The sequence below is a fragment of the Dactylosporangium sp. NPDC048998 genome (assembly GCF_043197855.1).
In the GTDB taxonomy this organism is placed as follows: Bacteria; Actinomycetota; Actinomycetes; order Mycobacteriales; family Micromonosporaceae; genus Dactylosporangium.
Map to the genome: position 1 here is coordinate 564,606 of NZ_JBICTV010000003.1, position 24,407 is coordinate 589,012.

The window sequence follows — 24,407 nt, forward strand, 5'->3', positions numbered from 1 at the left end:
GGATCTCGGTGATCAGGCCGGACTCGTTCACCGTCAGGAAGCTCGGCCAGGCGGAACGTCTTGCCGGACAGGCTGCGGTCGTAGATCGGGGCGGCGCGGCGCTCGATCGCCGTCCGGGAGAAGACCGCGATCGAGTCCAGGGCCGCGGCCGGCATCCCGCGTCAGCCCACATCCCCCCCACGCGGGGCTGCCCCCACGCGGGGCTGCCCCCACGCGGGGCCGCGCCGCGCGTCCGGTCGGCGTCCTGTGGCCCTGGGCGGCGCTGGGGCGGAGGCCTGCCCGGACGCAAGGCGCCCGAAGAGACGAGGCGGTGGAGGGGCGGCCGCCGCGGTCTGGGCCCCTAACAGACCGCGGCGGCCGCGCTGTGGCGGTGGGTGGTGCCCAGTGCGCCCGCTGGCTTCGTCGCGACCGAGCGCACCGGGGGCAACGTGTGGTGGGTGGCGGCCATCGCGCCCCGGCACGTGAGGGCGCGATGGCCGCCGTGGAGGTGGTTCCCGGCCCACCGAATCCGGGACGCCGAACCTCCGGGGACCGCTGCTCGCGCCGTCCCTCCCCGAGCGCGAGCGGCGGAAGCAGCTGCCGCGGCGGCGGTTGCCGTGCCCCGTGTCCGGGACCAGGCGGTCCCGCCGTCCCGTCCCCGTGATCGGGAACGGGCGGCCGGACTGTCCTGCCCCGTGGCCGCCGGTCGGAGCGGCAGGGCCGTCCGCCCCGTGATCGGGACAGGCGGTCGAACCGTCCTGCCCTGTGAACCGGGTCGGAGCGGCGGGACCGTCCCGTGACCGGGGCCGGGCGGGTGGGCCGTCCCGCCCCGTGACCGGGACGGCCGCCGCCTTGTCGTGGGGCTACAGGACCTGGACCACGGTGCACATCCAGCCGAGTACGCCGACGCCGGGGCGCGTGGTGCGCTCGAGGCGGATCGCCATCGCCCACGTGGCGTCGCCGTGCTCCAGGACGACCGCGGCCTCGGCGACGCCGGCGAGTGGCTCGGACAGGAGCAGCCGGCGGGCGCGGACCAGGTGGCCATGGCGGGCGGCCTGGCCGGGGGTCATGCGGACGCGGACGGTGCGGCGCAGGATCTGGTCGCTGATGTCGGCGAAGCGCTGCGGGTGGCTCATCGGGCGGAGCTGGCTTGCCGGGCGGTAGCCGTTGAGGATCTCGACGCACAGGCCGACGAACCGCTGGGCTGCGGCGTAGGCGCCCGAGCGCGGGCCCGGGAGCGTGGGCGCCGGGCGGGGGCGACGCGGCTGGGGTGCGCGGGACAGGGGTGGGGCGCCCGGCCACTCGAGCGGCAGCTGGTCCATGTCGAGCGCCGACTCGGTGACCGGCTCGCTTGGCGGCTCGGGCGGCGGGTCCAGGGGCGGGGGCATGCGCAGCACGACCGCTGGGTCGGACGGGGCCCGGCGGGTGCGGGCCCGGGCGCCGCGGCGTGGACGTTGCTCGACGATCACCGTCATGGAATTGTCCCCCGATCCTTGCGTTTGCTTTCGATTGCCTCCTACTCCGTTGTATCGAGGGCGTGCGGAGGCGTCAAGAATCTTGGGTTTGCTTACGTTGGCCTATGTCCGGTTGGGACCATAGGTCGTTTCGTGCGGGCGGTGGCACGCCGCTAGCCCGCCGGAGAAACCGGAAAAATCAGGAGAAGTCCGGATCGTCCCGCTCGACCAGCGGGTTGCTGCGCACCCACTCCGCCGTCTCGGCGTACTTGCGCTCGATGTACTCCTCGAGCTTGCTCCGCTCGATTCGCCACTGGCCGCGGCCGCCGACCTTGATCGCGGGCAGCTCCCCGCTGCGCACCATGTGGTACACCTGCGAGGTCGACACGTTCAACTGCTCGGCGACGTCCGCCATGAGCAGGAATCGCGGCTCCATCCCCTCAGTTTGCCATCGTTCGCTTCCTACCGGTTACGACGGAGCCCGGGCGCGCCGAATGCCCCCGACACGCGCGGCATGCGTGTCGAAACGCGGGCGAGGGTGTAGTACAGGGAGCGTGACGACGGACCTCACACGCGTGTACCTGCCCGCCACCCTGGCCCAGCTCGCCGTGCTGCGCGAGACCGGTGAGCTGCCGCCGCCGGTCGAGGCGCACGCGGTCACGCCGGCGCTGCGCGAGTGGTATGCGGAGGGCGACGAGGAGGAGTTGGAGTACGTCGCCTTCACCCGCGCCGCGCAGAGCGCCCTGCGGCTGCTGCGCCACGACGCCAAGGCGCCCCGCCGCCGAGTGGTGGTCTCGATCGATCTGCCGGGGACGGCCCTGAAGATGAACGGCCTGGAGCTCGGCTCGAGCATGGTCGAGCTCTCCGGCCGGATCGCACTGCGAGTCGTCGCGGCGATCCACGTCGACGGCCAGGCGGCCGAGGCCGACGTCGCCGCGGCCGCGGACGTGGTCGAGGAGGCGGAGGCGGGCGACCCCGACGCCCAGTTCACGGTCGACGGGGCGGAGGACCACGAGCTGGAGTGGTATGACCCGTCCGAGCTCGACCAGCTCGTCAGCTAGCGCGCTTCAGCGTCCGGCCGACCAGGATCATCGCCACGAACGCGCCCGCGAAGACCAGGATCAGCCCGTGGTTGACCTGTTCCGGCAGCCGGCTGGCGATGATCGCGGCGTCGAACTCGCTCTCCTTCGCGACCGCGTGCGACAGCGGCAGCCCGCCGATCCACCCGACCAGCGCCGCGCCGAGCGTGAGCAGCCCCGGCAGCGCGCCGGCCAGCGGGTATGTGGGCCACGGCAGCGCGAGGCCGGTGCGGCGCAGGTAGAGGAAGGCCATGACGCCGGCGGCGACGCCGCTGACGATCGACGTGGTCATCTGGAGCCGGTAGGAGGCGTCGGCCATGCTGCCGACGGTCTCCTGGTTGCCGAACAGGTTGACGAGGTCGTTCTGGAAGTACGCCACGAGCAGCCCGATGCCGGAGGCCACCACGCCGGCCGCCGCGCCCGCCGCGACCGCGCTGATCGGGCGCACCGCGGCGACCAGGCCACCGAGCACGCCGGCGACCGCCACAGTGGCCGCGACGTAGGCGATCGACGGCCCCTTGTGGTACGCGGCGATCATCCCGCCCATCGCGAGCAGCCCGACCGGCAGGCCGCCGAGGCCCCCGTGCAGCAGCCGCCCGCGCACCCCCGCCTCGGCCGCGAACCGGCCGACGGCCAGCACGCCGACCGCGCCCCCGGCGATCAGGGTCGGGGCCAGCACGCCCGGCAGGACCAGCGCGGCGACCGCGGCGCCGGGCACGTGCCCGTACGCCGAGAAGAGCGTCAGGAACAGCAGCACGAGCGCGAACCCGGCCACGAACACGGCGCGCCCTGGGCGCCAGGTATCCACGGTCGGCTCGACCACCTCAGCACGCTTCGCACCCACGAGGAAGCAGCGTACGCGAGCCGCAGGGCCGCCCCGCCGCCCGTGCGAGGATGGAGAAAACCTCGCCAACGCTGCCGAGACGACGTGGGAGAACCCTCATGGATGCCTTGTTCGACGTGCCGGTGCCCAACAACGAGCCCGTGCGCGGATATGCCCCCGGAACCCCGGAACGGGCAAGCCTGCAGCGCCGCCTCGCCGAGCTGGCCGCCGAGCGGCACGACCTGACCATGACGATCGACGGCGAGCGGCGCATGGCCTCCGGCGCGCCGATCGACGTGGTCCAGCCGCACCGCCACCGCCATGTGCTGGGCGTCACACACAACGCCACCACCGACGACGCCGCCCTGGCGGTCGACGCGGCCAAGCAGGCCGCACCCGCCTGGCGCGACCTGCCCTACACGGAGCGCGCCGCGGTGTTCCTGCGCGCCGCCGACCTGCTCAGCGGCCCCTGGCGGGACACGCTCAACGGCGCGACCATGCTCGGCCAGTCGAAGACCGCCGTCCAGGCGGAGATCGATTCGGCCTGCGAGCTCATCGACTTCCTGCGTTTCAACGTGTACTTCGGGCAGAAGATCCTCGAGGACCAGCCGTTCTCGTCGCCGGGGGTGTGGAACCGCTTCGACCACCGCCCGCTGGAGGGCTTCGTCTACGCGATCACCCCGTTCAACTTCACCGCGATCGCCGGCAACCTGCCCACGGCCCCGGCCCTGATGGGCAACACGGTGCTGTGGAAGCCCTCGCCGACGCAGCAGCTGGCGGCGCACTACACGATGCGGCTGTTCGAGGCCGCCGGCCTGCCGCCCGGCGTGATCAACCTGGTCACCGGCGACGGGCTGGCCGTCTCCGAGGTCGCGCTCGCCGACCCCGACCTGGCCGGCATCCACTTCACCGGCTCGACCGCGGTGTTCCGCACGCTCAACCGTGCCGTCGCCGAGAACGTGTACCGCTCCTACCCGCGGGTCGTGGGCGAGACCGGCGGCAAGGACTTCGTGATCGCGCACCCGTCGGCCGACTCGGCGGCGCTGGGCACGGCCCTGATCCGGGGCGCGTTCGAGTATCAGGGGCAGAAGTGCTCGGCCGCCTCGCGGGCCTACGTGCCGGCGAGCCTCTGGGCGCGGATCAAGGACGAGTTGACCGCCACCGCCGACTCGCTGACGTACGGCGACGTCACCGACTTCACGAACTTCGGCGGCGCGGTCATCGACCGCCGCGCGTTCGACCGGCACGCCGCGGCGCTGGACCGGATCAAGAACTCGCCGTCCTGCACGGTCGTCGCCGGGGGCACCACCGACGACTCCGAGGGATTCTTCGTGCGCCCGACGATCGTGGAGTGCACCGACCCCGGCCACGAGGTGTTCACGACGGAGTACTTCGGGCCGATCCTCGCCGTGCACGTCTTCGCCGACGGCGACTTCGACGCGGTCGTCGAGCAGGCCGAGTCGGTCGCGCCCTACGCGCTGACCGGCTCGATCTTCGCCACCGACCGGGCGGCCATCGAGCGCGCCGCGCACACGCTGCGCTTCGCGGCCGGCAACTTCTACATCAACGACAAGCCGACCGGCGCCGTGGTCGGCCAGCAGCCCTTCGGCGGCGCCCGCGCGTCGGGCACCAACGACAAGGCCGGCTCCTGGCACAACCTGCTGCGCTGGACGTCGCCGCGGACGATCAAGGAGACGTTCGTACCGCCGACCGACCACCGCTACCCGCACATGGGCTGAGCCTATTCGCGCGGCCGGGCGACCGCGACGATCTTGTCGAGCGTGAAGGCACGATCGTCGCGGCGCAGCCGGCACCAGGCCTCGATCACCGACCCGGCGAGCTCGGCGTTCTCGATCACCCGCTCGGAGGCGCGCCCGTTCGCGTCGACGTACCGGATCCAGATCGGCGTGCCGTGCTCGACCGCGTCGGCGAGCAGCTGCGCCTGTTCGGGGCGCAACTGGGGCGCCCGATGCCGGATCTGCTCCAGCGGTGAGGCATTTCGCTGCATCGGTACGGCGAGCCGCCGCGCCAGCTCCCCGGGATCCACGGCCGGCTTGGGCCGGGCCGGCCGCGCGCTGACCGGTGCGGGCGGGCGCCGCGGCGTCACCCGGGGCGTTTCGCCGACCGGCCGGTAGCCCGCCGCCCGCAGCGCGGCGAGCGCGTCCGCGGCCGACTCCCGGGAGCCGGCGACCGTCGGCGCGAAGCGCTCCAGCCCGAGCGCGGCGGCCACCTCGTCGAGCAGCTCCGGGTCGTCGCTGGTCACGACGCTGCCGATCGGGCGCACCCGGAGCGGGTCCGGGGGTGGCGGCTCCGGCAGCAGCGTCCGGGCGACCTCGGCAATCGGCCGCCCGTCGGCCAGCGCGCGCCCGAGCGGGCTGACCGCGAACGTGTCCGCGGCGGCCAGCGCGCACACGCCGAGCAGCGTCGCCTCGGCCAGCACCCCCTCGACCACCGCCGGCAGGTCGGCGACCTCCCGCGCGGCCAGCGGGGCGGTCCAGCGCACCAGCGGCGCGAGCGAGTCCGCGCCGGCCACGGCGGTGTCCGGCGGCAGGTCGTGCAGGACGCGCACTACCACCCGGCGCAGCGCGGGCCTCGCCCAGTCCGGCTCGGTGAGGCTTCGTGCTGATCGACCCAGACCAGGCGCCCACCAGCCGGACAGCAGGCGGGCGAGGCGCTCGGCGGGCGGGGCGCCGAGCCAGTCCGGGTACGCCGTCGTCGGCTGCAGGTGGGCGCCGTCCGGGCCGAGGAGTCCTGCCTGCAGTACGACATCGGCAAAATGCGCGACGAGGGCCTCGCCCAGGCCGAGCGGGCCGGCCAGCCGGACGCGCCCGCGGGCCGCGACCCCGCCGTTGCGCTGCCGCGCCAGCGGGCGCTCGGCCGCCTCCTCCAGCAGCGCGGCCGCGTGCTCCAGCAGGGCGGCGGCGGACGCGGCCGCGGCGGCGCGGATCGCGGTCCGGTCGGCGGGGACGAGCGCGGGCGCCGGCGGCACGGGCTCGAACGGCTCCTCCTGCGGGTTGCGCGCGGCGGCGTCGAGCAGTAAGTACGACAAGGTCCACAGTTCGTCGCCGGCCGGCCAGACCAGCGCACGCTGGCTCAGCACCCGCAGCGTGGCGTCGAACTCCGGGTCGTCCGGGTCTCGGCCCAGCGCCTCGGCCAGCCGGGCGCGCGGGAACGGCGGCTCGCCCAGCCGCGCCAGCGCCTCGACGACCTGCAGCGCGGGCAGCGGCAGCGTCGCCACCACCTCGGCCACGGCGGCGCGGGCGGACAGGCGCGCGGCGAGCTGGGGAAGGTCACCGGGCGAGGGCGCGGTCAGCGCGTCGGGACGGCGGCGCAGCACCTCGCCGAGCTCGTGAGCCTCGAGACCCTGCAGCCAGCGGACCAGCGCGCCTCTCGTCACGACAGGTGACCTTATAGCTCGACTCCCGTCTTTGTGCCAACGGGCTGTGCGGGGCGGCACGCCATGGCGGTGCTCGCCTACCGTCGGCGGGGAGGGGGAGGGACGGGCGATGAAGACGGTCACCGGCGCGAAGACGGTTCTCGGCAACCGCTACCGGCTCGAGTCGGAGGTGGCCCGCGGCGCCATCGGGGCGGTCTGGCGGGCGTACGACACCGAGGCGAACGAGTGGGTCGCGGTCAAGGTGCTACGACCCGAGGCCGCCGAGGTGCCCGAGCTCAAGGACGGTTTCCTCGGCGAGGCAGAGCTCCTGGCCGGCCTCGAACACCCGTCCGTGATCCAGGTCAAGAACCTGGTCACCGACAAGAACGTGCTGGCGATCGCCATGGAGCTGGTCGCCGGCCCCGACCTGCGCCGCAGGCTGCGCGCCGACGGCCCGCTGCCGCCCGCGGTCGCCGCCGAGGTGGTCGCGCAGGTCGCCGACGCGCTCGCGTACGTGCACGCCAACGGGATCGTCCACGGCGACGTCAAGCCGGGCAACCTGCTCGTGCCGACCGACGGCGGGCCGGTGCGGCTGGCCGACTTCGGCGTGGCGCGGCGCCTCGACCGGCCCGCCGGGCCGACGCACGCCACCCCGGAGTACGTCGCGCCGGAGGTCGTCGCCGGTGGCCCGCCGAGCCCGGCCGCCGACGTCTACGCCCTCGGCGTGGTGCTCTTCGAGCTCATCGGCGGCCGCAGCCCGTATCGCGGCGGCTCGCCCAACGAGGTCCTGCGCCGCCACGCCGACTGCGTGCCGGTGCCGCCGCCCGGCATGCCGGCCGCGCTCTGGCCGGTGATCGAGGCGTGCATGGAGATCGACCCGCGGATGCGGCCGTCAGCGGCGTCGATCGTCGGCCGGCTGCGCGTCGCCGAGGGGGCGCTCGACGGCTTCGAGCCGCTGCCCCGGCTGCCCGCGGAGGCGGTCACGTTCTGGCAGCGCTCGGCCGAGCAGACCGCGCCGGTGCAAGCGCCCGTCCGGCGGGTGGACTGGGTGCCGCTGCCGACCGCGCCCACCTCGCCGGCCGCCGCGTCGGCGGCGCTGATGATGGCGGTGCCGATCGGGGAGCTGCCGACGGAGCCGCACGGGGTCGCCGACCTGCCCACGCAGGTGATTCCGGACTCATCCGATATTCCGAATATTCCGGATACGTCGGACTCGCCGGTTGTTCCCGATCCGCCGGTTGTCCCGGCGCCGGCTGCCGCCGTGGACCCGGCGGCCGACGCCCTGGCGGCGGGCGAGCCGCTCTGGGCCGATCCGCTGCCGGGCGAGGAGCCTCCGGGAGACATGATCATTCCGCCGCAGCGGACGAGTTCCCCGGACGAGCCGCCCACAGCCCTGCGCCTCGACGCCCCGGCGCCGACCGCCGACGACGAGCCGGTTACCCGGGTGGTGGCGGCCTCGGCGCCGCCGGAGCCCCCGACCGCGCTGGTGGCCCCGATCGACCCGATCCGGCCGGCCGCCGAGTTCCCGAGCGAGTTCCCGGGCGAGCCGTTCGCCGGGGACTACGACGCGCCGGCCGAGGGCCCGGCCCCCGATCCGGCGCGCCGGCAGCGGCGACTGCTGGTCGCGGCCGGCGGCGGCCTGCTGCTGATCCTGGTGCTCGCGGTGGGCGGGCTGCTGCTGTCCGGCGGCGGCGGGAAGGCCGGCGGCGACAGGAAGGTCAACGTCACCACGCCGGCGCCGTCCGCCTCGGCGTCCGCGGGGGCCGTCCCGGAGGCGAGCGCCACGCCGGGCGCGTCCGCCTCGGCGCCGGGGGAGCCTGCCCCGCCGGGAGAGGGTGAGAAGCCGCCGACGAAGAAGCCGACCACGGGACCGACGCCGTCCAAGACCGGCCTGCCCGGAATCGGTGACCCGATGCCGTCGTTCCCGTCGATGCCGGCGTTCCCCACGTTTCCGTCGTTCCGGTGACGGCCGGGTGGCAGCCGTCCTAACTCGACAGTCGCAGCGCGACAGTTCACAGTGGATTTCGTGAAATCCTGGACTGCGCCGTCGAAAGATGACAGCGTAGGGTCATGGCGGATTCTGGAGTCAACGCGACCGCGGCGGCCCTGCTGGGCCTGCTGCACGAGGGACCGATGACGGGCGGCCAGTTGATGGCGGCCGCGCAGCGCCGGCTCGGGCCGTACTGGTCGATGACGCGCAGCCAGGTCTACCGTGAGCTCCCCGCGCTGGCCGACGCCGGTTACGTCAAGCTCGGCAAGCCCGGCGCGCGCTCCAGCCAGCCGTATGCGATCACACCGGCGGGCAAGCGCGCGTTCGCCAGGTGGCTTTCCGAGCCCGCCGGCCGCGAGTCGCTGCGCAATCCGGTGGCCCTGCGCGTCGCATTCGGCGCGCAGCAGTCGGCGGCCCAGCTGCAAGAGGTCTATGCCCAGGCGGCCGAGTTCCACAACACGGCGCTCACCGAGGCGCGCGAGATGGCCAAAGAGGCCAAGAAGTCGGGCGACGATTTCTTCTCCGCGTCGCTGGAGTTCGCGGTCGGATACCACAAGGCCGCGCTGACGTGGCTCAAGAGCGCGCCGGGCAAATAGCCGTCCGCGACCCGGCGTAGTCTTGAGGCGTGACTGCTCTGGACCACGCCGAATCTCTCAAGAACCTCGACGGCACCCTGCGCAACATCGAGGCGGTGCTCGACCTCGATCGCCTGCGCAAGGAGAAGGCCGATCTCGAGGAGCAGGCGTCGGCTCCCAATTTGTGGGACGATCAGGCCGCCGCGCAGAAGGTGACCTCCCGCCTGTCTTACGTCCAGGGCGAGATCACGAAGCTCGAGCGGCTGCGGCGGCGGCTCGACGACGCCCAGGTGCTGCTCGAGCTCGCCGAGGCGGAGGGCGACTCCGGCTCGCTGAGTGAGGTCGGCGACGAGATCGCCGGCCTGAGCAAGGCGATCGAGGAGCTCGAGGTCCGCACGCTGCTGTCCGGGGAGTACGACGCCCGGGAGGCCCTGGTGACGATCCGCGCCGGCGCCGGCGGCGTCGACGCGGCCGACTTCGCCGACATGCTCCTGCGGATGTACCTGCGGTGGGCAGAGCGCCACGGTTACGTCACCGACGTCTACGACACCTCCTACGCCGAGGAGGCGGGCATCAAGTCCGCCACGTTCGCGGTGAAGGCGCCGTATGCCTACGGGACCCTGTCGGTCGAGTCCGGCACTCACCGGCTGGTCCGCATCAGCCCGTTCGACAACCAGGGCCGGCGTCAGACCTCGTTCGCCGCGCTGGAGGTCGTGCCCGTCGTCGAGCAGACCGACGAGGTGGAGATCCCCGACGACGAGCTGCGCGTCGACGTCTACCGCTCCAGCGGCCCCGGCGGCCAGGGCGTCAACACGACCGACTCGGCGGTGCGGCTGACCCACATCCCGACCGGCATCGTGGTGTCCTGCCAGAACGAGCGCTCCCAGATCCAGAACAAGGCGACCGCCATGGGCGTGCTGAAGGCCAAGCTGCTGGCCGTGAAGCGGGCCGAGGAGGCGGCGAAGATGGACGCGCTGCGCGGCGATGTGGCGGGGTCCTGGGGCGACCAGATGCGCTCGTACGTGCTGCACCCCTACCAGATGGTCAAGGACCTGCGGACCGAGCACGAGACGGGCAACCCGGTCGCGGTCTTCGACGGCGACCTCGACGCGTTCATCGACGCGGGAATCCGGTGGCGCAAGCAGCGGGAGTTCGACCCGGCCGCGTGATGCTCGCTTTGGAGTGCATCAATCACGTAACGTAATTGCGAAATCCGCGGTCAAAAATGAGACGTACGTCACACTTGGCCGTGGAATCGCGCGCTGCCCTGCGGTTCGCGTCCCCTCTTTGGGTCCGCATTACCGGCAAATCGCGCGCGACGCACCACGTGTACTTGGCCCACTTGTCACACCGCGTAGACTCACGTTCCGTGATTCGGCTTGACCACGTGACGAAGACGTATCCGAAGGCGTCTCGCCCCTCCCTTGACGATGTTTCCGTCAACATCGAGAAGGGCGAGTTCGTCTTCTTCATCGGTCCCTCCGGCTCAGGCAAGTCCACGATCATCAAGCTGCTGCTGCATGAGGTGACCCCAAACCGGGGCAAGGTCGTCGTGAACGAGCGCGACGTGACCTCGATGCGCTCGTGGCGCATCCCCGCGTTCCGCCGGCAGATCGGCTGCGTGTTCCAGGACTTCCGTCTGCTGCCGAACCGCACGGCGTACGAGAACGTCGCGTTCGCCCTCGAGGTGATCGGCAAGTCGAAGGGCGTCGCTCGACGCGTCGTCCCCGAGGTGCTCGAGCTCGTCGGCCTCGGCGGCAAGGAGCACCGCTACCCCCACGAGCTCTCCGGCGGCGAGCAGCAGCGCGTCGCGGTGGCCCGGGCGTTCGTCAACCGCCCGCTGATCCTGCTGGCCGATGAGCCGACCGGAAACCTCGACCCGGACACGTCGATCGAGATCATGCGGCTGCTGGACCGGATCAACCGCACCGGCACCACCGTCGTGATGGTGACGCACGACTCCAACATCGTGAACCAGATGCGACGCCGGGTCGTCGAGATCGAAAGTGGCCGAATCGTGCGGGACCAGCCCCGCGGTGTCTACGGCTGACCTCCGGCCGTAATCCGCACCGCCCCCTGTCCTCCTGCTGGGTCCGCTGGGAAGGAACCCCCACCCGATGCGCGTGAGATACGTCCTGTCCGAAGTCCTGACCGGACTTTGGCGCAACGTCACGATGACGATCGCGATGATCATCACGATGACGGTGTCGCTGACCATGCTGGGCGCGAGCCTGCTGCTCTTCTTCCAGGTCGGCAAGATGGAAGACTTCTTCTACCAGCGCGTAGAGGTGTCCGTCTTCCTCAAGGGCGACGTCTCGGACGAGCAGCGCACCAACGTCGAGAGCGCTCTGAAGTCCGACGCCCTGGTCCAGTCGTACAAGCACGAGACCAAGGAGGAGGCCTGGGACCGCTTCAAGGAGCAGTTCAAGGACGCTCCCGACCTGGTCAGCGCGACCAAGCCGAATTCGCTGCCCGAGTCGTTCCGGATCAAGCTCAAGGACCCGAACAAGGTCCAGGAATTCAGCGACCAGTTCCGCACCCAGGACGGCGTCAGCGACATCATCGACCAGAAGCAGCTGCTGAAACGGGTCTTCGACCTGTTGGGGGCGCTGCAGACGCTGGCCCTGACGGTCGCGGTGGTCCAGGGCGCGGCGGCGCTGCTCCTGGTGGCCAACACGATCCAGGTCGCCGCCTACAGCAAACGCCGCGAGGTCGCCGTCATGAAGCTCGTCGGCGCCTCGAACTGGTTCATCCAGATGCCGTTCGTGCTGGAGGCGGTCTTCGCCGGCCTGATCGGCGCGATCCTGGCCTTCGGCGCCCTGGTGGCCGCGAAGATATTCTTCATCGACGGCTCGCTGAAGGCCCTGACACAGGTCCTGCTGCCGGTCGACTGGAACAACGTCTGGCTGATGCTGCCCGTCCTGTGCGGCGCCGGCGGCCTGGTCAGCGCCGTCACGGCCTGGGTCACGCTGCGCTTCTACGTGCGCGTCTGACGTAGCGCCGTTCCCGACCCGCGAGGGCGGATCCCCGGACATGGGGGTCCGCCCTCCGTCGTTTCCGGTCGGCCGCCACGATAGGTGCATTTAACCGAAATTCCGGACTTACGTGCTTTTTCTTGCGCCCGGCTCTACCGGCAGCTGCAGGAGACCCAGGCCACGCTCGAGGCGGCCACCGGGAAGGCGCAGCAGGCCGCCGCGGACCACGACCGGGCCGCCGCCGCGCTGCCGGGCGCGCAGGCCGAGCTGGCCGACGCCAAGGGCCGGGTCATCGCCGCCGACGCGGCTGCCCGCCAGGCCGAGCGGGACCGCGCCGACGCCGACGCCGCGGTGCGGGCGGCCGAGGACGAGTACGCGGCCGCCCAGGGCCGGGTCGACCAGGCGCGCCGTGACGTGTCCGTGTTCGTGGCCGCGGCGTACAAGGGCAGCGGCTTCGCCATGTTCAACTCGGTCCTCGACTCGGGCGGCCCCAACGACCTGGCCGTGCGCATCGAGTACCTCGACCACGTGGCCCGGGAGAACCAGCCGGCCGTCGACGAGCTCACGGTCGCCCGGATGGCCGCGAAGCAGCGCAGCAACGCCGCCGTGCTCGCGCAGCGGCGCGCGGCAGGCCGCCGACGAGGCTTCCCGCACCCTGGCCGACTCGCGGGCCGCGCAGGCGGGCGCCGAGCAGGCGGCGGCCGACGTGCAGGCCCTGCTCGAGCGGAGCGCGCAGGCCGAGGCGACCGCCAACGCCGAGCGCGGCGCCGTGCTCGCCAGATACCAGCAACTCAAGATCGATAGCGACAGGGTCGCGGAGCAGTTGCGCGCCGAGGCCGCCGCCGAGGCCAGAAGGGCCAAGAGCTCCAGCGGCGGTACCGCGGCCAAGGCGCCCGTCACCACCGCCGTCGGCCCGAAGGAGGGCGCGTTCTTCGTGATGCCGGTGCACGGCTGGAAGTCGAGCAACTTCGGGATGCGGTTCGACCCGGTGTACAAGGTCTATCAACTGCACGCGGGCATCGACGTGGCCGCCGGCGGCGGCCAGCCGATCGTCGCCGCCGCCGACGGCGTCGTGGTCTGGGCCGGCCCGTCGGGCGGCAACGGCAACTACACGTGCCTCTCGCACGGCCTGTACCAGGGCAAGGGCCTGGCGACGTGCTACGCCCACCAGTCCGCGATCCTGGTGCGCGTCGGCGAGCGGGTGCGGCGCGGCGAACTGATCGGCCGCGTGGGCACCACGGGCGCCTCGACCGGGTACCACCCGCACTTCGAGGTCCGCCTCAACGGCACCCCGGTCCAGCCCCTGGATTGGCTCCCCGCCTGCCTCTGCTGATCCCGCCGTCGGCTCGCTCGGCGCCTGCCCAGGTGCGTCGTTCGGCGGTGCTGTAAATGGTCTTGCCCGGCGCGATACTCTTCAGTCCGGTCGAGAAACTCAGGAGGGGTCGATGCCGCGCGAAAAGGGACGCAAGCTGGTCGCGTCCAACCGGAAGGCGCGCCACGACTACGAGATTCTTGACACGTTCGAGGCCGGCATCGCGCTGACCGGGACCGAGGTCAAGTCCCTGCGGGCCGGGCGGTGCTCGCTCGTGGACGCGTTCGGGCAGATCTCCGACGGCGAGGTCTTCCTCCACGCGATGCACATCCCCGAGTACACGATGGGCACCTGGACCAACCACCCACCCCGGCGGATCCGGAAACTGCTGCTGAAGCGGCAGGAAATCGAGCGTATCGGGGTGAAGGTGCGCGAGAGCGGCCTGACCCTGGTGCCGCTGTCGGTGTACTTCGCGGACGGGTGGGCGAAGGTCGAGCTGGCGCTGGCGCGGGGCAAGAAGGCGTACGACAAGCGCCAGACCCTGGCGAAACGCGACGCCGACCGGGAGATCGCTCGCGTTATGGGCCGCCGCGGCAAGGGCAACGCTGAGTAGACGCGCTCTCACGCGTCTGCACACGGTCGTCGCGGTGACCCTCGCCGAGCGCGGCGAGGGTAGCCGCCTCACGCTTACGCAGAGCGGTTTCCTGGGCCGGCAGGGGACCATGCGGCGGAGGGTACTGCTCATGACGCACACCTCCCTGTTTGAAGGCCCGCTGGCGGCCACCCTGGCGAAGGTCGCCGCGCGAGCGGCCGAGCAGCCGGAGGCCGCCACACCGCCGCCGGAGCCGCCGGCCACGCCGCGGCGCAACGACGGCGGGCCGTTCAACCGCCTGCCCCGCCAGCCCAACGCGCCGAGCCGCTCGGCCCCCGGCCTGAGCTCGCACATCCGCTCCACCGCCGGCCCACGCCCGACCACGCCGGTGCCCGGCTTCGCCGCCGCCGTCCTGAACGCCCACGCGACCGGCGTGGCGAAGGTGGCCCCGCGCCCGCCGGTCGATCCCGCCTCCGACCCGCACCGGCGTACGCCTGAACTTCACCCCGGTGGACGCGACCCGAACCGTCAAGCCGGGTGGCTCGGCGACCCTGCGCTTCGAGGTCGAGGGCCTCGGCGTCCGCAACGAGCCCTTCACCTGCACGATCGACGGCCAGAAGTGTTCCGGGATACCGGGATGAAACTGTGGCGGGGAGGCGTTACGCTTGATCGGTCGCACGAGGGGTGCGGCAGCCAACACCACCCGCGCGGGGGTGACTGGTTTCGACTTTGTTTGTGGCGATAGGGGAAGCGAGCCGAGGAAGCCGACGTTGTCTCGTGAATCAGTCGTCGGAAAGTTATAAGCGCCAACTACAAGCGCTCCGAACTCGCTCTCGCTGCCTAAGCCAGGGTGAAGTTCTGTCGGTCTGGGAGTGCCTTCGGCCCAGTAACCGGCATCAGCTAGAAGGCTGGCCAACCGAGTCCTGTCACGGGGCTCGTGCGGCGAGATCAATCGTGACTGGGCCCGTCATACCAACTCGCTCGCGTGATTGGTAGGGCCGAGTAGAGGCACAGCGAGCTGCGCTCGGAGAAGCCCTAACAAAGCGACGAAGGACCCGGGTTCGATTCCCGGCACCTCCACTGTTGAACGCCCCCTGCTCACGCAGGGGGCGTTCGCCGTTGGCGGCGTCGTATTCCCCGCGCCCGTCTCCGCCGTGCTCCCCAGTGGGGAGCTTCGCTCCACCGTTCACACACGGTGTTCTGTCAGGTGGTCCAGCGTGTTGAAGATGTCTCGCCCAAGGTGGGCACCTGCCGGTCTGACGCCGCTCGTCTCGTAGGGACTCCGGAAGTCGATCCGCAGAGCCGGAAACGTGTCGGTCGGGGGCATGATGTCGGAGTGGCTGAGGAGATCTCCGACCTGCGCAGAATCCTTGACGGAACCGACTGGGCCGCTCTCGACGACGGTTCCGATCCGCGATGGTTTGCCTTTCGATATGCGACAGTAACGGGTCCGGTCTGCGAGGAGATCACTTGCGCCTCAGCGGCACCGGGCGTTGCGTCGATGGAAGGTTCAAGTAAGCCACCGTTACCTCCAGTGGAGATCGACTCCGGCGGCCCCATCGAGATCGATGTGGCCGCCGGAGTGTTTTGAGTTCGTCGCTGCCTGTCAGAGGCCGGCGTCCCCGGGCATCCATGCGCGACGCAGAGGCGGCCGAGCCCTTACGGCCTCCGGCAGTCGGTCGTAGGTGCGCAGCGTGGCATCCACTACATCGGGCGCCTCCCGCACTCGGACACGCAGGTGCTGGTTCTTGAGGGCGCTGCGGGCGGGCTTTGTTGGCCCGCCCCACGCGACGAGGAGGCCTTGATCAGCTCCATGTGTCGTCATTACGCCATGAAGCTGTGTGACCACGGGAGACGCGGCCAGCGTGTGTTCAAGTTCTCGGCCGGTTCAAGTAGGCCGTCACTACCTCCACTGTTGAAACGCCCCGGGCGTTCGCCGTTGGCGGTGGAGGATCCTTCGCGCTCGCTTCGTTCGCTCCCCAGCTGTGGTCAACATGTTTGACCGTGTTACCCGGCGCCCTGGTGGGTAGAACCATTCCCGTTATGTCCCGATGGTCGCGACTTCGGGATGCCAGGAGACGCGGGCTTGCCCGGCCGCAGTAAGGGGGTACGAACGTGCAGGGGGACCGTTTGCATCGCGAGTTGGCCGCTGCCGTGGCCGAGCTGCGAACCGCGTTCATCGAACAAAACCGGGACAAGGTCGCAGCTCTCGTCACCGACAACCATGTCTCGATCATGTCCTATGCCCGCTTCGACGGGCGCGCACAGCTGCTCGACCACTTGAACGACTACGCTTTCCGGGGCTACCTGACGGACGACCTGACCACGACGCCGCTCGGCCCGGACGAAGCGCTCGTCAGCTTCCACAGCACGCTCGATGGCACCTACGCAGGCAAGCCCGTGCCCCGCGATGTGCTCGTCGGCGAGGTCTGGCTGCGCCAGGACGCTCACTGGCGCGAGGCGACCTATCAGGAGACTCCGCTCTAGTAGGCGACCGTTGCACCCACCGAGGTATGAAACAGACCTTAGAGCGGAAGGATGCTGACATCGTACTTCTGGATTTCGGGATCGCGGGTGGCCAGTGTCAGGCCTTCGACCTGGGCCTGGGCGACGAGCATCCGGTCGAAGGGATCGCGGTGCAGGAGAGGCAGACGGCCTGCGACGATGGCGTGTTCGGCGGTGATCGGCAAGGGTCGAAAGCCGGCGTCGCGGACGCGCTCGGGTAGGTCGGCCGGCTGGAGCTTGCCGAGGGCTTGTTTGATTGCCACTTCCCAGACGGTTGCCGAGCTCAGGTAGACGTCCGGCTCGTGGTCGAGCTGGTCCTTGATGGCGTCGGGCAGGGTTGGATCGTCGGCGAGCCACCACAGGACGACGTGCGTATCGAGGAGAAGGCTCACGACGTCAGGCCGAAGTCACGGGCAATCGCGTCGTTGACGTCGGACGAGTCCCAGTCGTCGGCCATGGCCAGACGGCCGGCGAGCGAGCCGCGGCCCGCGCGGTTGACTCGGCGGTTCAAGGGGATGACCTTTGCTACCGGTGTGCCGGCCCGGCTGATGATGATCTCCTCGCCGTGCTCCACGCGGTCGATGATCCGCGAAAGGTTGGTCTTGGCGTCGTGGATGTTGAATGCGGCTGCTTCGGACACTGCGACCTCCTTAGCTAACAGCTTAGCTAATAGGTGGGCGGCTGCGCGCTCTCCACGATGGCTTCCCGCGCCGTACGGGCGAGGTTCTCGTCGTGCGGCCGGCCCAGCTTCCGCGCGAACTCGATGGTCCGGTCGAGCAGCGCCAGCGCGTCGTCATTGCGACCCGCCGCGCGGCATGTCTCGGCGTAGGTGTGCAGAAAGTCGATCTCCAGCTGTACCTCGGCCAGGGGTTCCAGCAGCTCGAAGGCGCGCCGGTGGTGTTCGAGCGCTTGCTCGGGTGAACCCATGATCCGCAGCGCGACACCGAGATAGTTGTGGCACAGCGCCAGGTTGTGTTGAAGGTTGTTTTGCTCGGACAGCCGCAATGCGTCGTGCAGTGTTCGCAGAGACTCCGTCGGGTCGTCCGATGCCAGTGCGACACCGAGGGTGACGAGCCCGGTGATCTGGGCCGGGCCGTCGGCCAGGGCGACGGCAGACCGGGCGAGTTCGACGGCTTCGCTGTGTCGCCCGAGATGAAGGGTCACCCATCCGTCGAAGGCCAGCGCCTGGGACTGCCCGGCGCGGTGTCCGATCTTCTCGAACAGCTCGCGTGCACGCCGGAAGTGTGCCTGTGCCGCTTGGAGGTCGCCGAGATCCCGGTGCACGAAGCCGATGCGCAGCGCCAGACCGGCGGCGAGGTCGTTGTCGTCGGGCCCGGACCGCTCGGCCAGTTCGTAGGCGGAGAGCGCCTCGGCGAGGCGTCCGGCGGCGGCACGGGCGAAGCCGAGGTCTGCCAGCAGCGAAGCCCGCTGCTGGTCGTGGCCGAGACGTCCAGCGGCGGCCGCGGCGGCTTCGAGGAGGCGTGCCTGGTCGTCGGTTCCGCGGTGCCGGAAGAACCAGACCCGCATGGCCTGCGGCAGTTCGGCCACCACCTCGTCCATGCCGAGCCGCACGGCGGCGTCGAAACAGGCGACCAGGTTGACGTACTCAAGATCGAACCAGGCCATGGCCTTCGCTGGATCGCCCGGCGAGGGTTCCCTGCGGTGCGGCGAGGGCAGCGTCCGATCGTGGGCAACCGCCTGCGCCAGATAGTGGCTCAGGACTCGGCGCAGGGCGGCTTCGGCCTGCGGTTCCTCGTCGGCGGCGATGTCCGCCGCGTACTGCCGGATCAGGTCGTGCATCCGGTACCGCCCGGGCGAGATCTCCTGGAGCAGGTGGGCGTCGACCAGTTCCTCCAGTACCGCTCCCAACCGGTCGGACGGCATGTCGGCGAGCGCGCCCGCCGCTGCCGCGTCGAAGTCGGCGCCCGGCAGCACGCCCAGCAGCCGGAACACGCGGCGCTGAACAGCGTCGAGTTGCTGCAGCGACATGCCGAACACGGAGTCGAAGCGGCCGGCAGTGTCGCGCAGCCGCTCGGCCAGCACCGCCACCGTCCAGCCTGGGCGGTGGCGAAGCCGCGCGCCCGCCATCCGGAGCGCCAGCGGGAGCCCGCCGCACTGCCGCAGCACCTGGCTGACCGCTTCCTCTTCGGTGAGCGCAAGCCCGGCCGCCCGGCCGAACAGGTGTGCCGCGTCGTTGTTGGCCAGTGGCTCCAGGGACACCGGCGGCACCCCGTCCAGGCTGACCAGCCGTTGGCGGCTAGTGACCAGGACCGCAGACTTCCCCGCGCCGGGGAGCAGCGGGCGCACCTGCTCCGCGTCGACCGCGTTGTCGAGCACGACGAGTGCCCGCCGGCGAGACAGCTCCGACCGCCAGAGCGCCGCGCGTTCGGCGGCGTTGTCCGGGGGGTGCGTGACGTCCAACGCGCCCAGCAGCCGGCCCAGCGCGGCCTGCGGCTCCAGCGGCTCCTGGCCGGGAGTGAAGCCGTGCAGGTCGAGGTAGAGCCCGCCGTCCGGATACGTCGGGCCGACCCTATGGGCCACGTGCACGGCCAGGCTGGTCTTGCCCACGCCCGCCATGCCGTCGATCGCGACCGCGCCGGTGGTGCGCAGCAGCTCTTCGACCAGCGCGGACTCCGCCTCCCGGCCGGTGAAGTCGAACAGGTCGGCCGGCAGGTCGTTGCGGCGCGGGGCGGGCGCCGCGCCGGCCTTGGTCGCCTCGGCCCACACCGCGCGCAGTGGCCGGGGGTCGCGGCCCACGGCCCGGCACAGCGCCACGACCGCCTCCCACGGCGGCACGAGCCGACCGGTCAGGTACCGGGACAGCGACGAACTGCTCAGACCCGCTTGGCGGGCGAGGGCGCGCAGGCTGAGCCCGCTCAGCTCCTTGATCTGGGCGAGCTGAGCCACCAGTCGTTCCTGGGGGCTGGACACGTGCGACACCGTACCCGTCCCGCTTCACGCAAACGGATCGGCGATGCGTTTGCGCTGTTGAGCCGGGTTCTCCGTGTCCCACGGTGTCCCACGGACCGCGCGGGCCACGGCGCGCCGATGGTCGGATGACTCCTGTCAGCAACACCGACGACGAAGGAGAATCGATGTCGACCGAGCGCATGCCGAATCCGGCGGTTCTGATCCCCGAGGCGATGGAGGCCCTGATGGCCGTCACCAGAGCCATCGCGGGCGCCGGGGTGGACGGCAAGCTGCTGGCGCTGACCCACCTGCGGACCAGCCAGATCAACGGCTGCGGGCCGTGTGTGGCTGGGGGCGCCCACCAGGCCCGCCAGCACGGCGCGACCGCCGACCAATTGCACGCCGTCGCCGCTTGGCGGGAGACGCCCTGGTTCAGCGATGAGGAGCGCGCCGCGCTGGCCCTGACCGAGGCCGTGACCCGGCTCGCCGACCGGCCCGATCCGGTGCCGGATCAGGTGTGGGACGTGGCCGCGAAGCACTTCGACCAGAAGGAGCTGGCCGCGCTGCTGCTCAATATCGCGGTCGCCAACGCCTTCAACCGGCTCAACGCGCCGACCCGCCAGCAGGCGGGCAAGTGGTGACCTTGGTTCTGATCAAGGCCAACGAGATCGATCCACGCTGAAGCAAGCCAGTTCCCCGAAACCACACGTCACAGAACGGAACGTTGTCATGTCGACCAGGACGAAGACCACCACCACGAACGGCGAGAAGTACGACGGTTTCACCGACGAGGAGCGCAGCGCGATGAAGGAGCGCGCCAAGGAGCTGAAGACCAGCCCTCGGCGGGGCGCCAAGGCCGACACGGAGAGCGACGTGCTCGCGAAGATCGCCGAAATGTCGGAGTCCGACCGCGTGATCGCCGAGCGGCTGCACGCCGTGATCAAGGCCAACGCGCCGGTCCTGACGTCGAAGCTGTGGTACGGGATGCCCGCGTACGCCCGTGATGGCAAGGTGGTCTGCTTCTTCCAGAGCGCGGCGAAGTTCAAGACGCGGTACGCGACACTCGGCTTCAGTGACGAGGCGAACCTCGACGGGGGTGCCATGTGGCCGACCTCGTTCGCGCTGACCGCGCTGACCGCCGAGGACGAGGCGAGGATCGGCGCGCTCGTGAAGCAGGCGGTGAGCTGAGGACCGGGCGGCCGGCTACCGGCTGCTGCGGGCGTCGACGTGGTCCACCAAGGGCTCTGGGCGGCTCTCGTCGATCATGCTCATGAAGGTGAGCACGATGGCCCGGACTCCGAAGGCCACTGCGGTGAACACGGCCAACTGGATCGGATCGATCCCTGCGTCGCTGTCGACCGCGATGGACGGATCGGTCGTCACCTCTCCGGCAATCAGGTACTGCGCAATCGTCAGACAGATCGCCAGCAGCGTGACGGCAGTCGCGATTGCCGGTCGGCTGGTGGCCCCGGTTCCCAGCCGCACCGCGATCCCGGTCATCGCGCCGAGTCCAGCGGCAATCACTGCGGCATTGACAATATCGATCGACATGGCCGATCCGGTGCGGCCGGAAAATGCCGCCTGCAGGCTTGTCGCGGCCAACAACAGACCGACCGCCGTCCCGCCCCCGACCGTCCACAGCGGTCGAGGGCGCGCGGCGGCCAACCAGAAGACGGCCATCGTGAACAGGACGGCGACCGCGGTCAGTGCCATGCTCGGGGCCAGGAAGAAATGGACCTGATAATCACTCATGTGGATGGCGGTGGCGGCCACGAAGAGCATGTCGTCGCGCGCGGTCTCGACCAGCGCCCACGACCCGATCAGGACCAGCAGAAGGCGATTGCGCACCGTCCGTCGCTGGTCGGTCATCCGGACCAGGCAGAAGACGGCCAGCAGACACCCGACACCATTGCCGAGGAGTACTCCGAGGACGAACCAGACGCGGTGGTCCACAGCGTGCTCGGCCTCCTCGTGAACGCGACTGCCATCGGCGTGCATCACCGTACACCGCGGCCGATACATCATCAGAGACTGGGATGCAACGGGCCTCGTGGCCCGCGTCGGCCTTGTGTGGCTCCTCGCGCTGCGTATGCGTACCGATCGCCGTCGAGGCGGAACTGGATCACGGTGTCGTCGGGCTCTACGCGCCAGAAGCGGGGGATGGCCGGCTTCAGATCCTTGACGTTGAGAATGGACCGGGAGGTGGATCCGATGGGCTCGTGGCGTACTGGTACGGAAGCGGCCGCCATGACCGCCGGGGGGCTGGCGCTGGCGCTGACCCTGTCCGGCTGTGACGGGCCGGCCCCTCGGCCGTCGCCGTCGGCGGTCTCCGTGCGCTGGCAGGCCGCGCCGGACATCGCACCGGGCCTCGCCGTGACCGACGTGGTGAGCTGCGGCGACTCCTGGTACGCGGTGGGCGGCACCCGCACCGGACCGGACGTGACCGCCCCGGGATTGTTCCGCAGTGCGGACGGCAGGTCGTGGCAGGCGCTGCGGGTGGAGCCTGTGTCGGTGTACGGGCCGCAGAATCTGCTGTACTCCGCCGGGTGCGCCGGTGGCCGGCTCGTCGCGCTCGGCGCCACCGCCGGCGGGGTGCACGCCAACCCGCGCACGAGCAGTTGGGTGGCGATGCTGCCGGACGGCCCGCTGCGGGAGGTGCCCGCTCGGTTCGAGCTGTTCGGCGGCAACGCCGCGATCGGGGTCAACGCCGTTGCCGCCGGTACGCGCGGCTTCGTGCTGGCCGGCAACCGCATCGGCGCGAACGGCCGGGCCGGCGCGGTGGTGTGGCAGTCGTCGGACGGCGGCCAGTTCGCTCTTGTCGACGGCGACCCGGCGCTCTCCTCGGACGCCGACGCGATGACCGAGGCGAGCGCGGCTGCCGCGCTGGCCGACGGCACGTGGCTGCTCGCCGGCGCACTGCAGCGCCACAACTCGCCCGGCGCCGCCCGCGAACCCCTGGTGTGGCGGTCGACGGACGGCGTGGCCTGGCAGCGTGAGGTGCTCCCGGATGCGGCGGGGGACACGGCGGTCGAGCGGATCGCGGGCTGGCCGGACGGGGCGCTCGCGGTGGGGGTACGCCAAGGGCGCTTCGCCTCCTGGCTCCGCGGCCGCTCTGGCGGCTGGCAGCCGGCGCGACCGTTCGGCTCGACGAGCGGCACCGAGGTGGCCCGGGTTGCCGGCCTGGCGGTCGGCGACGGCCGCGCGGTCGCGGTGGTCTGCGACGGCACCAGCTATCGCCTCTGGCTGACCACCGACGGGATCGACTGGCGGCCGGTACCCGCGCCGGCCGAACTGTCCTGCGGCCGGCAGCACCATCTCGCGGTCGCGCTGCGCGACAGTGAACTGCTGGCCGGTGTCGACGACGGCACGCAGGCCCGGGTGCTGCACGCAGCAATCGGCTGATCTGCGACTGGTGGGATCAGGCCAGGCTGGGCACGTCTCCGGCGAGAAGATCGTCCAGGGAAACCGAGCCGTATTCGACGTACCGATCGCCGTCGAGGCGGAACTGGTTCACGGTGTCGTCGGGCTCTACGCGCCAGAATAGCGCGATGCCGGCCGCGGCGTATTCGACGGGCTTGAGCCAGCGGTCCATCCGCTCGGAGCCTTTTGACACGATCTCGACCGCCAAGGCGACCCTTGCCGGGTCCAGCCAGACGGTGTCGTCCGCGACCGGCCCATTGGTGACGACCAGGTCCGGGATGCGGCCGTTCAGGTTGTCGGTCGCGGTGCGCACACCCGGTGCGACGTTGACGCGACCGCGGTAGCCATGAGTCAGCAACCAGGCGCTCATAAGCATGCTGATTTCCTGGTGGCGCCAGGTGCCCGGCGGCATGACGACCAGATTCCCCTCACTCAACTCGAACCGGTGGTTGCTGTCGGCTTCGGCGAGGCGAGTGACGTCGTCCAGGGTCAGCGGCCGGTCGGGCAGGTTCGATGCGACTGTCATGTCGTGCCTGCCCTCCTGCAGTCTCGATCGCCTCATGGTACCGGCGGCCAGGTCATCGTTGGCGTGTTGAGCCCTGGTCCGGCGCGCAAGCATGCATCCATAATAGGGCCACATGGCCACTATCAGCTCGTGGCTTGTGAGCCTGGGGGCGGACGGACTCAGTGGCCGGCGCTCTGGCCGCCGTCGACGTGCAGGATTTCGCCGGTGACGAAGGGGGCGTTCTCCAGGTAGGTGATCGCGTCGACGATGTCGCTGATCTCGCCCATCCGGCCCAGCGGGTGCAGGCGGGCGAGGGCCTCGTAGGTCTCGGGCGGGTGCATCGGCGTACGGATGACGCCGGGCGAGACGGCGTTGACCCTGATGCCACGAGCGGCGTACTCGATCGCCAGGGACTTGGTGACCGCGTTGAGGCCGCCCTTGGTCAGCGATGTCAGTGCGGACGGCTCGCTCGAACGGGCGTGGTCGACCAGGCTGGTCGAGATGTTGACGATGTGCCCGCCGCCCTGGGTGAGCATCGCGGCGACGGCCCGCTTCGAGATCTCGAAGAACCCGCGCAGGTTCACGCCGGTCATGAGGTCGTAGTCCGCCTCGGTGTAGTCGGTGAACGGCTTGGCCAGGAAAACGCCGGCGTTGTTGATCAGCGTGTCGATGCGGCCGAACGCGGCCAGGCCCTGCTCGATGATGCGGGCGCCGACGGCCGGGTCGGCGATGTCGCCCGCGACGGTCAGGAGCATGGGGTCATCGGATGGCGTGATGGAGCGAGAGTTCGCGACGACCGCGTAGCCGAGCTTGCGGTACGCGCTCACGAGCGCCGCGCCGATGCCCTGGGACGCACCGGTGATGACGGCGACTTTGTGGGGAGTCATGGTGCCTTCCTTCGCGTGGATGAGG

The 24,407-nt window shown here is 70.9% G+C and carries 27 protein-coding genes and 1 other RNA gene; 17 read left to right on the top strand and 11 right to left on the bottom strand.

The genetic code is table 11. From position 1 onward, the window contains the following. Positions 1-842: 842 nt before the first annotated feature. Together ACGFI8_RS10025 and ACGFI8_RS10030 are read right to left on the bottom strand one after the other, a co-directional pair. The gene (locus tag ACGFI8_RS10025) at positions 843-1,454 is read right to left on the bottom strand and encodes an Rv3235 family protein (RefSeq protein WP_392802528.1); all 612 of its coding nucleotides are present in this window, start codon (positions 1,452-1,454) and stop codon (positions 843-845) included. 178 nt (positions 1,455-1,632) lie between these two features. Continuing rightward, a complete protein-coding gene (locus ACGFI8_RS10030; RefSeq protein ID WP_392802531.1) occupies positions 1,633-1,869 on the bottom strand; it encodes a helix-turn-helix domain-containing protein in 237 nt (78 codons plus the stop codon). A 118-nt stretch (positions 1,870-1,987) separates the two neighbouring features. On the opposite strand from ACGFI8_RS10030, the gene ACGFI8_RS10035 reads away from it, so the two are divergent. Beyond that, positions 1,988-2,494 (top strand): DUF6912 family protein, encoded by a 507-nt coding sequence (locus ACGFI8_RS10035; protein ID WP_392802534.1) that lies wholly within the window; start codon positions 1,988-1,990, stop codon positions 2,492-2,494. Here ACGFI8_RS10035 and ACGFI8_RS10040 read toward each other — a convergent pair. Beyond that, a complete protein-coding gene (locus tag ACGFI8_RS10040; RefSeq protein WP_392802537.1) occupies positions 2,487-3,356 on the bottom strand; it encodes a hypothetical protein in 870 nt (289 codons plus the stop codon). The two genes, ACGFI8_RS10035 and ACGFI8_RS10040, sit on opposite strands and share 8 nt — an antisense overlap. Positions 3,357-3,454: 98 nt before the next feature. Between ACGFI8_RS10040 and pruA the strand changes: the two genes are divergently transcribed. Next, positions 3,455-5,074: an L-glutamate gamma-semialdehyde dehydrogenase gene (gene pruA, locus ACGFI8_RS10045; protein WP_392802539.1), complete on the top strand. Its 1,620-nt coding sequence runs from the start codon at positions 3,455-3,457 to the stop codon at positions 5,072-5,074. A gap of 2 nt (positions 5,075-5,076) precedes the next feature. Here pruA and ACGFI8_RS10050 read toward each other — a convergent pair whose 3' ends face one another. Beyond that, positions 5,077-6,732 (bottom strand): hypothetical protein, encoded by a 1,656-nt coding sequence (locus tag ACGFI8_RS10050; protein ID WP_392802542.1) that lies wholly within the window; start codon positions 6,730-6,732, stop codon positions 5,077-5,079. Positions 6,733-6,841: 109 nt separating this feature from the next. Between ACGFI8_RS10050 and ACGFI8_RS10055 the strand changes: the two genes are divergently transcribed. From ACGFI8_RS10055 to ACGFI8_RS10105, 11 genes are all read left to right on the top strand, one after another. Further along, positions 6,842-8,677 (top strand): protein kinase, encoded by a 1,836-nt coding sequence (locus ACGFI8_RS10055; RefSeq protein WP_392802545.1) that lies wholly within the window; start codon positions 6,842-6,844, stop codon positions 8,675-8,677. 104 nt (positions 8,678-8,781) lie between these two features. Beyond that, entirely contained in the window at positions 8,782-9,297 is a 516-nt protein-coding gene (locus tag ACGFI8_RS10060; RefSeq protein WP_392802548.1) for a PadR family transcriptional regulator, read from the top strand. 29 nt (positions 9,298-9,326) lie between these two features. Next, positions 9,327-10,445 carry a peptide chain release factor 2 gene (gene prfB, locus ACGFI8_RS10065; RefSeq protein WP_392802550.1) on the top strand — a complete coding sequence of 373 codons (1,119 nt, stop codon included), beginning with the start codon at positions 9,327-9,329 and terminating at the stop codon, positions 10,443-10,445. A 200-nt stretch (positions 10,446-10,645) separates the two neighbouring features. Beyond that, positions 10,646-11,326 (top strand): cell division ATP-binding protein FtsE, encoded by a 681-nt coding sequence (gene ftsE, locus ACGFI8_RS10070; RefSeq protein WP_190251422.1) that lies wholly within the window; start codon positions 10,646-10,648, stop codon positions 11,324-11,326. A gap of 67 nt (positions 11,327-11,393) precedes the next feature. Beyond that, a complete protein-coding gene (gene ftsX, locus ACGFI8_RS10075; protein WP_392802554.1) occupies positions 11,394-12,269 on the top strand; it encodes a permease-like cell division protein FtsX in 876 nt (291 codons plus the stop codon). Positions 12,270-12,353: 84 nt separating this feature from the next. After that, positions 12,354-13,055, top strand: coding sequence for a hypothetical protein (locus ACGFI8_RS10080; protein ID WP_392802556.1), 702 nt, complete (start codon positions 12,354-12,356; stop codon positions 13,053-13,055). Next, a complete protein-coding gene (locus ACGFI8_RS10085) occupies positions 13,021-13,584 on the top strand; it encodes a M23 family metallopeptidase (RefSeq protein WP_392802559.1) in 564 nt (187 codons plus the stop codon). Before ACGFI8_RS10080 ends, ACGFI8_RS10085 begins: the two co-directional genes overlap by 35 nt. Positions 13,585-13,696: 112 nt before the next feature. Then, positions 13,697-14,176, top strand: a complete 480-nt coding sequence (gene smpB, locus ACGFI8_RS10090) for an SsrA-binding protein SmpB (protein WP_366224541.1) — start codon at positions 13,697-13,699, stop codon at positions 14,174-14,176. Between the two features lie 488 nt (positions 14,177-14,664). After that, positions 14,665-14,796, top strand: coding sequence for a hypothetical protein (locus tag ACGFI8_RS10095; protein WP_392802561.1), 132 nt, complete (start codon positions 14,665-14,667; stop codon positions 14,794-14,796). Between the two features lie 68 nt (positions 14,797-14,864). Next, positions 14,865-15,238, top strand: a transfer-messenger RNA (tmRNA) gene (gene ssrA, locus ACGFI8_RS10100). 253 nt (positions 15,239-15,491) lie between these two features. Then, positions 15,492-15,746, top strand: coding sequence for a hypothetical protein (locus ACGFI8_RS10105; RefSeq protein WP_392802564.1), 255 nt, complete (start codon positions 15,492-15,494; stop codon positions 15,744-15,746). A 15-nt stretch (positions 15,747-15,761) separates the two neighbouring features. On the opposite strand, the gene ACGFI8_RS10110 is transcribed toward ACGFI8_RS10105, so the two are convergent. Continuing rightward, a complete protein-coding gene (locus tag ACGFI8_RS10110; RefSeq protein ID WP_392802567.1) occupies positions 15,762-16,004 on the bottom strand; it encodes a restriction endonuclease in 243 nt (80 codons plus the stop codon). Positions 16,005-16,270: 266 nt separating this feature from the next. Here ACGFI8_RS10110 and ACGFI8_RS10115 point away from each other — a divergent pair, with 266 nt between their 5' ends. Next, positions 16,271-16,642: a nuclear transport factor 2 family protein gene (locus ACGFI8_RS10115; protein WP_392802570.1), complete on the top strand. Its 372-nt coding sequence runs from the start codon at positions 16,271-16,273 to the stop codon at positions 16,640-16,642. A 38-nt stretch (positions 16,643-16,680) separates the two neighbouring features. On the opposite strand, the gene ACGFI8_RS10120 is transcribed toward ACGFI8_RS10115, so the two are convergent. The 3 genes from ACGFI8_RS10120 to ACGFI8_RS10130 are packed head-to-tail and all read right to left on the bottom strand — an operon-like array spanning position 16,681 to position 19,591. Beyond that, positions 16,681-17,052, bottom strand: a complete 372-nt coding sequence (locus tag ACGFI8_RS10120) for a type II toxin-antitoxin system VapC family toxin (protein ID WP_392802572.1) — start codon at positions 17,050-17,052, stop codon at positions 16,681-16,683. Next, positions 17,049-17,300, bottom strand: a complete 252-nt coding sequence (locus ACGFI8_RS10125; RefSeq protein WP_392802575.1) for a type II toxin-antitoxin system Phd/YefM family antitoxin — start codon at positions 17,298-17,300, stop codon at positions 17,049-17,051. Before ACGFI8_RS10125 ends, ACGFI8_RS10120 begins: the two co-directional genes overlap by 4 nt. A 26-nt stretch (positions 17,301-17,326) precedes the next feature. After that, positions 17,327-19,591: an ATP-binding protein gene (locus ACGFI8_RS10130; protein WP_392802577.1), complete on the bottom strand. Its 2,265-nt coding sequence runs from the start codon at positions 19,589-19,591 to the stop codon at positions 17,327-17,329. 164 nt (positions 19,592-19,755) lie between these two features. Between ACGFI8_RS10130 and ACGFI8_RS10135 the strand changes: the two genes are divergently transcribed. Next, positions 19,756-20,211 (top strand): carboxymuconolactone decarboxylase family protein, encoded by a 456-nt coding sequence (locus tag ACGFI8_RS10135; protein WP_392802580.1) that lies wholly within the window; start codon positions 19,756-19,758, stop codon positions 20,209-20,211. Positions 20,212-20,299: 88 nt separating this feature from the next. After that, positions 20,300-20,758, top strand: a complete 459-nt coding sequence (locus ACGFI8_RS10140; protein ID WP_392802582.1) for an iron chaperone — start codon at positions 20,300-20,302, stop codon at positions 20,756-20,758. Between the two features lie 15 nt (positions 20,759-20,773). Here the strand turns inward: ACGFI8_RS10140 and ACGFI8_RS10145 are convergent, their stop codons facing one another. Then, a complete protein-coding gene (locus ACGFI8_RS10145) occupies positions 20,774-21,568 on the bottom strand; it encodes a hypothetical protein (RefSeq protein WP_392802584.1) in 795 nt (264 codons plus the stop codon). Between the two features lie 249 nt (positions 21,569-21,817). Here ACGFI8_RS10145 and ACGFI8_RS10150 point away from each other — a divergent pair, with 249 nt between their 5' ends. Continuing rightward, a complete protein-coding gene (locus ACGFI8_RS10150; protein WP_392802587.1) occupies positions 21,818-22,972 on the top strand; it encodes a hypothetical protein in 1,155 nt (384 codons plus the stop codon). A 16-nt stretch (positions 22,973-22,988) separates the two neighbouring features. Here ACGFI8_RS10150 and ACGFI8_RS10155 read toward each other — a convergent pair whose 3' ends face one another. Both ACGFI8_RS10155 and ACGFI8_RS10160 read right to left on the bottom strand, forming a co-directional pair. Then, positions 22,989-23,516 carry a Uma2 family endonuclease gene (locus tag ACGFI8_RS10155; protein WP_392802590.1) on the bottom strand — a complete coding sequence of 176 codons (528 nt, stop codon included), beginning with the start codon at positions 23,514-23,516 and terminating at the stop codon, positions 22,989-22,991. A gap of 158 nt (positions 23,517-23,674) precedes the next feature. Continuing rightward, a complete protein-coding gene (locus tag ACGFI8_RS10160) occupies positions 23,675-24,382 on the bottom strand; it encodes an SDR family NAD(P)-dependent oxidoreductase (protein ID WP_392802593.1) in 708 nt (235 codons plus the stop codon). Positions 24,383-24,407 lie beyond the last annotated feature (25 nt).

Bases quoted from the DNA above. Each gene is read 5' to 3' on its own strand.
- pruA (WP_392802539.1), top strand. From the start codon at position 3,455: ATGGATGCCTTGTTCGACGTGCCGGTGCCCAACAACGAGCCCGTGCGC.
- ACGFI8_RS10055 (WP_392802545.1), top strand. From the start codon at position 6,842: ATGAAGACGGTCACCGGCGCGAAGACGGTTCTCGGCAACCGCTACCGG.
- ACGFI8_RS10145 (WP_392802584.1), bottom strand. From the start codon at position 21,568: ATGCACGCCGATGGCAGTCGCGTTCACGAGGAGGCCGAGCACGCTGTG.
- ftsX (WP_392802554.1), top strand. From the start codon at position 11,394: ATGCGCGTGAGATACGTCCTGTCCGAAGTCCTGACCGGACTTTGGCGC.
- ACGFI8_RS10025 (WP_392802528.1), bottom strand. From the start codon at position 1,454: ATGACGGTGATCGTCGAGCAACGTCCACGCCGCGGCGCCCGGGCCCGC.
- ACGFI8_RS10135 (WP_392802580.1), top strand. From the start codon at position 19,756: ATGTCGACCGAGCGCATGCCGAATCCGGCGGTTCTGATCCCCGAGGCG.
- ACGFI8_RS10160 (WP_392802593.1), bottom strand. From the start codon at position 24,382: ATGACTCCCCACAAAGTCGCCGTCATCACCGGTGCGTCCCAGGGCATC.
- ACGFI8_RS10150 (WP_392802587.1), top strand. From the start codon at position 21,818: ATGACCGCCGGGGGGCTGGCGCTGGCGCTGACCCTGTCCGGCTGTGAC.
- ACGFI8_RS10140 (WP_392802582.1), top strand. From the start codon at position 20,300: ATGTCGACCAGGACGAAGACCACCACCACGAACGGCGAGAAGTACGAC.
- smpB (WP_366224541.1), top strand. From the start codon at position 13,697: ATGCCGCGCGAAAAGGGACGCAAGCTGGTCGCGTCCAACCGGAAGGCG.
- ACGFI8_RS10155 (WP_392802590.1), bottom strand. From the start codon at position 23,516: ATGACAGTCGCATCGAACCTGCCCGACCGGCCGCTGACCCTGGACGAC.
- ACGFI8_RS10060 (WP_392802548.1), top strand. From the start codon at position 8,782: ATGGCGGATTCTGGAGTCAACGCGACCGCGGCGGCCCTGCTGGGCCTG.
- ACGFI8_RS10030 (WP_392802531.1), bottom strand. From the start codon at position 1,869: ATGGAGCCGCGATTCCTGCTCATGGCGGACGTCGCCGAGCAGTTGAAC.